This is a genomic window from Geminicoccus flavidas, from assembly GCF_009806515.1.
Lineage (GTDB): Bacteria > Pseudomonadota > Alphaproteobacteria > Geminicoccales > Geminicoccaceae > Geminicoccus > Geminicoccus flavidus.
Genome location: NZ_WUJP01000343.1, coordinates 1 through 7,812 on the forward strand (window position 1 = coordinate 1; position 7,812 = coordinate 7,812).

The 7,812-nt window shown below is 68.8% G+C and carries 12 protein-coding genes, 1 pseudogene and 1 riboswitch; of the genes and pseudogenes, 5 read left to right on the forward strand and 8 right to left on the reverse strand.

The window, feature by feature from the left end:
• Positions 1-204, forward strand: a pseudogene (locus EQG76_RS09475) (ABC transporter permease); the annotation flags it as partial.
• Between the two features lie 3 nt (positions 205-207).
• Positions 208-1,206, forward strand: a complete 999-nt coding sequence (locus EQG76_RS09480; RefSeq protein WP_159712780.1) for an ABC transporter permease — start codon at positions 208-210, stop codon at positions 1,204-1,206.
• Here EQG76_RS09480 and EQG76_RS33360 read toward each other — a convergent pair.
• Positions 1,119-1,337 (reverse strand): helix-turn-helix domain-containing protein, encoded by a 219-nt coding sequence (locus EQG76_RS33360; RefSeq protein ID WP_407925520.1) that lies wholly within the window; start codon positions 1,335-1,337, stop codon positions 1,119-1,121. The genes EQG76_RS09480 and EQG76_RS33360 overlap by 88 nt on opposite strands.
• Here EQG76_RS33360 and EQG76_RS33135 point away from each other — a divergent pair.
• Genes EQG76_RS33135 through EQG76_RS09495 form a run of 3 tightly spaced genes read left to right on the forward strand, consistent with a single transcriptional unit; the run spans position 1,254 to position 2,026 of the window.
• Positions 1,254-1,436, forward strand: coding sequence for a hypothetical protein (locus EQG76_RS33135; RefSeq protein WP_200840684.1), 183 nt, complete (start codon positions 1,254-1,256; stop codon positions 1,434-1,436). The two genes, EQG76_RS33360 and EQG76_RS33135, sit on opposite strands and share 84 nt — an antisense overlap.
• Positions 1,437-1,493: 57 nt before the next feature.
• Positions 1,494-1,700, forward strand: a complete 207-nt coding sequence (locus tag EQG76_RS09490) for a hypothetical protein (protein ID WP_159712782.1) — start codon at positions 1,494-1,496, stop codon at positions 1,698-1,700.
• Positions 1,697-2,026: an alpha/beta fold hydrolase gene (locus EQG76_RS09495; RefSeq protein ID WP_159712784.1), complete on the forward strand. Its 330-nt coding sequence runs from the start codon at positions 1,697-1,699 to the stop codon at positions 2,024-2,026. The genes EQG76_RS09490 and EQG76_RS09495 overlap by 4 nt, the downstream gene beginning before the upstream one ends.
• On the opposite strand, the gene EQG76_RS09500 is transcribed toward EQG76_RS09495, so the two are convergent.
• From EQG76_RS09500 to ligD, 7 genes are all read right to left on the reverse strand, one after another.
• Positions 2,023-2,988, reverse strand: a complete 966-nt coding sequence (locus EQG76_RS09500) for a HesA/MoeB/ThiF family protein (RefSeq protein WP_159712786.1) — start codon at positions 2,986-2,988, stop codon at positions 2,023-2,025. The genes EQG76_RS09495 and EQG76_RS09500 overlap by 4 nt on opposite strands.
• On the reverse strand, positions 2,985-3,590 hold the full coding sequence (locus tag EQG76_RS09505) for a thiamine phosphate synthase (RefSeq protein ID WP_159712795.1): 606 nt from the start codon (positions 3,588-3,590) through the stop codon (positions 2,985-2,987). The genes EQG76_RS09500 and EQG76_RS09505 overlap by 4 nt, the downstream gene beginning before the upstream one ends.
• A 1-nt stretch (position 3,591) precedes the next feature.
• Positions 3,592-4,362 carry a thiazole synthase gene (locus EQG76_RS09510; RefSeq protein WP_159712788.1) on the reverse strand — a complete coding sequence of 257 codons (771 nt, stop codon included), beginning with the start codon at positions 4,360-4,362 and terminating at the stop codon, positions 3,592-3,594.
• A gap of 6 nt (positions 4,363-4,368) precedes the next feature.
• Positions 4,369-4,566: a sulfur carrier protein ThiS gene (thiS, locus tag EQG76_RS09515; RefSeq protein WP_159712790.1), complete on the reverse strand. Its 198-nt coding sequence runs from the start codon at positions 4,564-4,566 to the stop codon at positions 4,369-4,371.
• Positions 4,563-5,564 (reverse strand): glycine oxidase ThiO, encoded by a 1,002-nt coding sequence (thiO, locus tag EQG76_RS09520; protein ID WP_159712797.1) that lies wholly within the window; start codon positions 5,562-5,564, stop codon positions 4,563-4,565. The genes thiS and thiO overlap by 4 nt, the downstream gene beginning before the upstream one ends.
• 49 nt (positions 5,565-5,613) lie before the next feature.
• A riboswitch (TPP riboswitch) is annotated at positions 5,614-5,743 on the reverse strand.
• A gap of 25 nt (positions 5,744-5,768) precedes the next feature.
• On the reverse strand, positions 5,769-6,770 hold the full coding sequence (locus tag EQG76_RS09525) for a fatty acid desaturase (RefSeq protein WP_159712793.1): 1,002 nt from the start codon (positions 6,768-6,770) through the stop codon (positions 5,769-5,771).
• Between the two features lie 287 nt (positions 6,771-7,057).
• Positions 7,058-7,812: non-homologous end-joining DNA ligase (gene ligD / locus EQG76_RS09530; RefSeq protein ID WP_200840683.1), on the reverse strand; the 755-nt coding region annotated here is incomplete at its 5' end.

Genomic DNA, 7,812 nt, shown 5'->3' on the forward strand with positions numbered 1-7,812 from the left:
GTGACCGCGCTCCTGGGCGTGGTGTTCTCGCGCCGGCTAGTGCCGACCATCGGCGGCAGCCTGCTGGCGGCCCTGTTCATCGGCTTTCTCGGCAACGGCTTCCAGCTGCTCAACATCTCCAGCTACTGGGTGAGCGGCGTCCAGGGCGCCCTCATCCTCCTGGTGGTCGCGGCCACCTCGGTCCTGCGGCGCAAGGAGAGCTGAGCCATGGCCCAAGCAACCCTCCCCACTGCGCAGCACCGGCACCGCCGCCTGCCGGACCTCCTCTTCCAGATGGGCCTGCCGCTGGCGCTCCTCCTGGTGGTGCTGTTCTTCGCCTGGTCCAGCCCGGCCTTCCTGGTGCCGAGCAACCTGGAAAGCGTGCTGGTCAACAACTTCACCCTGCTCGCGATCGTGTCGATCGCGATGACGCTGGCGGTGGCGTCCGGTGGCATCGACCTGTCGGTGGGCACCGCACTGGACTTCGCCAGCCTCCTGTTCGTCAGCCTGATCGCGGCTGGCCAGCCGTTCGGGGTGGCGCTGCTGGCGGGCCTGCTGGGCGGCCTGGGTGCCGGCCTGTTCAACGCCTCCCTGATCGTGGCACTCGGTATCACGCCTTTCCTGGCCACGCTCGGCACGCTGTTCATCGGCCGCAGCGTCCAGCAGCTCACCACCGGCGGCGGCATCCCGATCTACCTGTCCAAGGCCAAGGTGCCGGAGGCGGCGACCTTCCTAGCCCATGGCGACATCCTCGGGATCGCCACGCCGCTCTGGGTGGTGGCGATCCTGATCGTCCTGTTCACCGTCATGCTGCGCGCCACGCCGTTCGGCCGGCGGGTGACCGCGATCGGTGTCCAGCCGGCCGTGGCTTGGTACTCGGGCCTGCCGGTGCGCCGCGACCTGGTCCTGATCTATCTGCTGAGTGCGCTCGTCGCCGCGGTGGCCGGCCTGATGCTGTCGGCCACGGTCAACGCCTACGTGCCCTCCTCGGGCAATGCGTTCCTCCTGAACGCGATCGGCGCCACCTTCATCGGCACCACGCTGGACCGGCGCGGCCGGCCGAATGTGCCGGGCACGATGCTGGGCGTGCTGCTGCTGGCCGTGGTCGCCAACGGCCTGCTCCTGATCGGCTGGAACTTCTACTGGCAGCAGGTCGGCACGGGCGTGCTGATCTTCCTCGTCCTGGTGGCGAGCTTCGCCAGCCGGCGCTGGCGCAAGGCCGGCTGATCAGCCAGGGTGCCGCTCGGCGGCAGGCTGAGGCGCCGGATCTTGCGGTGGAGCGTCGCCCGGCTGATCCCGAGCAGCCGGGCCGCGGCGGTGACATTGCCGCGCGTCTGCGCCAGCGCGCCCGTCCCGATCGTCACCATGTCCATACCAGCATGACGGCTGCCGATCAGAACGCCCTGCATGAGGCCCTGGGCGGCAGCGGCGATGCCGTGCTGCTCGCCCATGACTAGGGTGCTGTGGGCGCCTACGGCGCTGCGGGGACGGAGCCGGAGCGCTGGAGCCGGTGCGTGATCATGAACATCCCGCCCTTCCCGATCTTCGGCGAGAACCTGTTCGGCAGCTACGCGCAGATCAAGCGCTCGTTCTACTTCTGGTACTTCCAGATGCAGCGGGTCTGCGAGGCGTCGACCTCGACCAATGACTTCGCCTTCATCGACAACATCTGGGCGACTGGTCACCTAGCTATGATGCCAGGGAGGACCTGCCGCTGGTGAAGGACTGCCTGCGCAACCCGGCCCATTTCCAGACGGCGCTCGGCTATTACTGGGGGCAGTTCGACCCGACCCGGTTCGGCTCGCCCGAATGGGTCGAGGAGCAGAAGGCGGCCTGGGGCTACGACCCGCCCCAGCCGACCCTCTACCTGCACGGCACCAATGACGGCTGCCACGGCCTGGATCAGGCCCAGGTCGACCGCGTGCCGAACCATTGCGGGCCGGGCTCGGTAGCCGAGCTGATCGAGGGCGTGGGCCACTTTATGCCGGTCGAGGACCCCACTGGGATCAACCGGCGGATCCTGGACTTCCTCGAGCGAGCTCCCTAGCCGGCCGCCACCACCGCCAGGTCCCGCCAGCCGCGTTCCGCCAGGGTTCGGGCCGCCCGGTGCGCCCGGATGCCGGCAGCGCAGGCCAGCACCACCCGTCGGTCGCGCGGCAGCTCGGCGGTGGCGATTTCGGCCGGCAGGATGCGCCGTGCCGTCGCGTGCACCGGCTCCGGCGCCTCCGCCGCGTCGCGCAGCTCGACCACGCAATCGTCGCTCCGGATCGCGTCGGGCTCCACGAACGGGATGGCCGGCCCGTCCGGCTCGGGCGAGCCGAGGAAGGAGAAACCGCCGAAACCGAAGCGACGCAGGTCCACCGAGACCAGCCGGCCGGACGGCGACGGTTCCAGGCCGAGCACGAGCTGGAGGACCATGTGCGCCTGCAGGGCACCCATGGTCGCGACCACCGAGCCGAGCACGCCGTTGGCCGCACAGGAGCCGACTGTGGTCGGCATGTCGGGGAACACGGCACGATAGCTGGGGGCCGTCCCGCAGAACGTGCCGACATAGCCGCCTAGGCCGAGCACGGCTGCTGAAACCAGTGGCTTGCCAGCCGCTTGGCAGGCGTCGCTCAGGATGTAGGTGACCGCTAGGCTATCTGCGGCATCGACCACGATATCCACCTGTGCGACGAGTTCCGGTGCCAGACGTGGCGTGAGCTTCTGCACGAGCGGTTCGACGCAGATCTCTGGATTGTAAGCCAGAATGGCGTCCCGGGCGGCCACGGCCTTGGGCCGACCGACGTCGCTCATCCGGTAGAGGGGCTGGCGGTGCAGGTTGGAGGTCTCGACATGGTCATGGTCGACCACGACGAGCCGGCCGATCCCGGCCCCGGCCAGCGCCAGCAGCACCGGCGAACCCAAGCCACCGGCACCCAACACCAGGACGCTGGCCGCCGCCAGCTTCGCCTGCCCTTCCGGGCCCACCTCCGGCAGCACCATCTGCCGGGCATAACGATCGCTCATGCCGGCTGCCTCGTCACGTCCAGCCATTCCCGGCAGCGGGCCTCGGGATCGGCGTTGAGCAGGACATCGGTGACCACGGCCACGCTGTCCGCACCGGCGGCCAGCGCCGCGGCCCCGCGCTCCGGGATGAGCCCGCCGATCGCGACCAGGGGAACCTGGCCGATCCGCCGCTTCCAGACCCCGATCCGTTCCAGGCCCTGCGGCGCCCAGCGCATCTGCTTCAGGATGGTCGGGAAGATCGGGCCGAGCGCCACATAGTCGGGCTCCGTCGCGAGCGCGCGGTCCAGCTCCGCATCGTCATGGGTGCTGACACCCAGCTTGAGCCCGCCGCCGCGGATCGCCGCCAGATCCGCCTCGGCCAGATCCTCCTGACCCAGATGGACGAAGTCGCAGCCCTCATCGAGCGCCAGCCGCCAGTAGTCGTTTACGATCAGCTGGGCGCCGTGCGCCTTAGCGAGATCGCGACCCTGGCGGACCAGTGCCCGCAGCTCCGCTTGCGGCAGGTCCTTCATGCGCAGCTGGACCAGGCGGACGCCCACCGGCAGGAGCCGTTCCAGCCAGCGCGGATGGTCGACGATCAGGTAGAAGGGATCGAGCATCAGGTCAGCTCCGGAACGCCGTGCCGAGCACTGGCGTGGAGGGTGCCGCCATGTCGCGCGGCTCCATGGGATCGGCCTCGAACGCCAGGCGCCCGGCCTCGACCGCATGGCGGAAGGCTTCGGCCATCCGCACCGGATCGCCGGCCTTGGCGACCGCGGTATTGAGCAGGACCGCGTCATAGCCCAGTTCCATGGCGTCCGCGGCATGGGAGGGTAGGCCGATCCCGGCATCGACCACCAGCGGCACGTCCGGAAAATGGGCGCGCATGCTGCGCAGGGCGAACCGGTTGTTCAGCCCCTTGCCCGAGCCGATTGGCGCACCCCAGGGCATCAGCACCTGGCAGCCCGCCTCCACCAGCCGCTCGGCCACGATCAGGTCGTCGGTGGTGTAGGGGAACACCTGGAACCCGTCGCGCGACAGGATCCCCGCCGCCTCCACCAGCGCGAACGGGTCGGGCTGCAGCGTGTCGTGGTTGCCGATCACCTCCAGCTTGATCCAGGGCGTGCCAAACACCTCGCGCGCCATCTGCGCGGTGGCGACCGCCTCCTTGACGGTATGGCAGCCGGCCGTGTTCGGCAGGACCTTCACGCCCAGCGAGCGGATCAGCGACCAGAAGCCCTGCCCGGCGCGCTCCACGCCGGATTCGCGCCGTAGCGACACGGTCACCACGTCGGAGCCCGCCGCCTCCACCGCATCGGCCAGGATCGCCGGCGAGGGGTACTGCGACGTTCCGAGCAGGAGACGCGAGGCGAGCTTCGTCCCGTAAACTTCCATGGTCGCTCAGCCTCCCTGCATCGGGGCCAGGACCTCGATCTGGTCGCCGTCCTTCAGCTCGATCTCCGCGCGCCGCCCGGCCGGGGTGAAGTCGCCATTGACCGCCGTGGCCACCACGATCCCGCCATAGCCCAGCTCCTCCAGGAGTGCGGCCAGCGACCGCGCACCGGTCTCGACCGTCTCACCGTTGACGGTGATCTTCATGTCCTTCCTCCGCTGGTTTCGGTAATGCCTTCCACCTGCTTGCCTTCCAGGACAAACTCCGCCGCAATCCGGGCCAGTGCCGGGGAGAGGAGAAAGCCGTGGCGGTAGAGGCCGTTCAGGAACAGCCGGCCGCCTTCCCGGCGCACCCGGGGCAGGTTGTTCGGGAAGGCCGGCCGAGCGTCGGCGCCGATCTCGACCAGCTCCGCCTCGCCGAAGGCCGGATGTAGAGTATAGGCGGCGTTTAGGAGCTCCACGACGGAGCGGGCGGTGACCCGGGCGCGCTCGGCACTCTCGATCATGGTGGCGCCCACCATGAACAGCCCGTTCCTGCGTGGCACGATGTACAGCGGGAAACGGGGGTGGAGCATGCGGACCGGCCGGCTCAACTGCACGTCCGGGCAGCGCAGGATCAGCATCTCGCCCTTCACCCCGCGCAGGTCCGGCAAAAGATCGCCGGCGGCAAGGCCGCGGCAATCGACTGTCAGGTCGATATCGGACGGCGGCTCCGTCACCTCGGTGCCGAACCGGATCGGCACGCCCATGGCTTCCAGCCGACCAGCCAGCGACGGCAGGGCCGCGCGCGGGTCGAGATGGGCCTCGTCCGGGAAGAACAGCGCCCGGCCGAACCGGCCGGCAAGGTCCGGCTCCAGCTCGGCGAGGCCGTCGGCATCGAGCAGCCGGTGCCGAGCGGTTCGGCGGTCGAAGCGGTCCAGCTCGCGCTCGTCGCGACGCGGTGCCACCACCAGGCTGCCGTGGCGCAAGGTAGCGGGGTGGACCTTCGGCCAGTAGGCTAGCGCCTCCTGACCGAGCTCGGCCACCCTCTCCTCGGCGCTCTCGCGCTCGCACCAGGGAGCCAGCATGCCGCCGGCAAACCGCGAGCAGGACGCGGCCCCAAGAGCTTCGCCCTGCTCGACGATACGGACGGTGCAGCCCCGCTCCGCAAAGGCATGGGCGGCGGTAAGGCCCGCAACACCCGCACCGGTCACCAGGACGCGCATGGAAACGCCACTCTCCCAGGCCAGCACCGGGAGGGCGATTTTCTGCATTTCGTGCAGGCACCACCATCCCTACGCCAGCATGAACTGGATCAGGTTCAAAGGGTCGTCATGCTGCGCCGGGCATTCGCCCTTTGCCGATGACCTCTCAGCCCCCTCACGGGGCTCCCCTAGGTGCCTTACAAGTGAGGGCGGAAGTGCTCAGTGTCAAACCGCTTGGGGTGCAGGATCGATGTTCCCGTGGCGGCGCAGGTCCTTGAAGGACACGAGGCGACGCCGGGTTTCGTCCCAGAGCACCAGCCGGACGCAGCTCAGGCTCTCGCGCAGCGTCAGCCGGCCGACATCACGCAGCTCCGGATGATCGCGCAGGACCTCGGGCAGGCGATAGTACGGGATGCGGCTGACCAGGTGATGGACATGGTGGATGCCGATGTTCGCGGTGAACCAGCGCAGCACCGCCGGCAGGTCATAATGCGAACTGCCATGGAGAGCGGCCTCGGGCATGCTCCAGGATTGTCCCTCCGACCAGTGGGTCTCCTCGAACTGGTGCTGCACGTAGAAAAGCCAGACTCCGCCGGCGGCCGCCAGCAGCACAACCGGAATATGCACCATCAGGAACGACCCGATGCCGACCAGCCAGATCAGGCCGCCGGCCATGGCGAAGATCGCTAGGTTGGTGAGCATGGTGCTCAGCCAGGGCCGCCCCTTGCGCATGAAGCCAATCGGCAGGCGATACTGGAACAGGAACAGATAGACCGGTCCGACCCCGAACATCACCAGCGGATGGCGGTACAGCCGGTAGCGCAGGCGGCCCCAGCGCGACCGGGTCAGATACTCGCCGACCGTGAGCGTGTCGATGTCCCCGATCCCGCGGCCGTCCAGGTTTCCGGCGTTCGCGTGGTGCACTGCATGGCTGTGCCGCCAGTAATCGTAGGGGGTCAGCGTGAGGATCCCGAGCAGCCGCCCGGTCCAGTCGTTGCCGCTCCGCCGCCGGAAGAACGAGCCGTGCCCGCAGTCATGCTGGATCATGAACAGCCGGACCACCAGGCCTGCTGCCGGGACGAGCAGCAGGGCGTACAGCCAGAAATGCCCGCTGCGGACCGCCAGCACCATCGCCACCCAGCACAGCGCGAACGGGATGAGGGTGATGGCGAGTTCGAAGAGGCTGCGCCTGGTGCTCGATTCCCGGTAGATGCTGAGCTTGCGCATCCACTCCCGGGCGGACGTCTCAAGTCCGGGAACGCTTTGAACAGTAGCTGACAAACTGTGATTCCTGTCTAACACACGCCACCGTGTGTCACCGAGCGAGCTCGGTATTTGGGCATGACACCGAATATGGGGTCGATGCGCGCCGTCCCATCAAGAAGATTTGCATTTTTTCTGCTTCGCGCGCGTTGCGCTTGGCAGCGCCCAGGGCAGCAGGCGATGGCAAGCCCAAAGGGCGCCGGTCGGACGGCCCGCCGACGCGGCATTGGGCTCCTGCCCATCCGGCAGGCTCAGCGCTTCCTGCCCTTCTTCGCCCCGGATTCGACCGACAGGGTCTGCTTCAGCCGGAAGAACCCGGCCCAGGGATCCTCGGCGAGATGGGCGAGCCGGCCCGGCAGGTTGGCGAGGGTGAAATGCCGGCCGCGCACGTCCAGGTTCAGCTCGTCCCAGCCGATCGGGGTGGACACGGGCGCGCCTGCCCTGGCCCTGGTAGAGTAGGCCGCAACGGCCGTGTTGCCCCGCCCGTTGCGCAGCCAGTCGACGAAGATGCGGCCCTTGCGCTTCTGCTTGGACATGGTCGCGGTGAAGCGCTGCGGGCTGTCCGCGGCCATCGCCTCGGCCAGGCCCTTGCAGAACGCCTTGGCCTCCTCCCAGCCGGCCTTGGGCCGGAGCGGCACGACCACGTGCAGCCCCTTGCCGCCGGTGGTCTTGAGGAAGCTCTCCAGGCCGTGGTCGCTCAGCCGCTGACGGACTTCCAGCGCGGCCTCCTTCACTGTTTGCCAGCCGATCCCCTCGTCCGGATCGAGGTCGAAGGTGAGCTGGTCCGGCCGGTCCAAGTCGTCGACCCTGGCACCCCAGGCATGGGCCTCCAGCACGCCGCCCTGCACCAGCGCCACCATGCCGTCCAGGCTCTCTATCGCCAGCACGGTGTCGCCGCCCTCGCCGGGGTTGTCGAGCACCGCCACGGCCTTGTCGATCCCGCGCCAGGGCGCCTTCTGGAAGAAGCACTTGCCGTCCACGCCATCCGGGCAGCGCATCAGCGAGA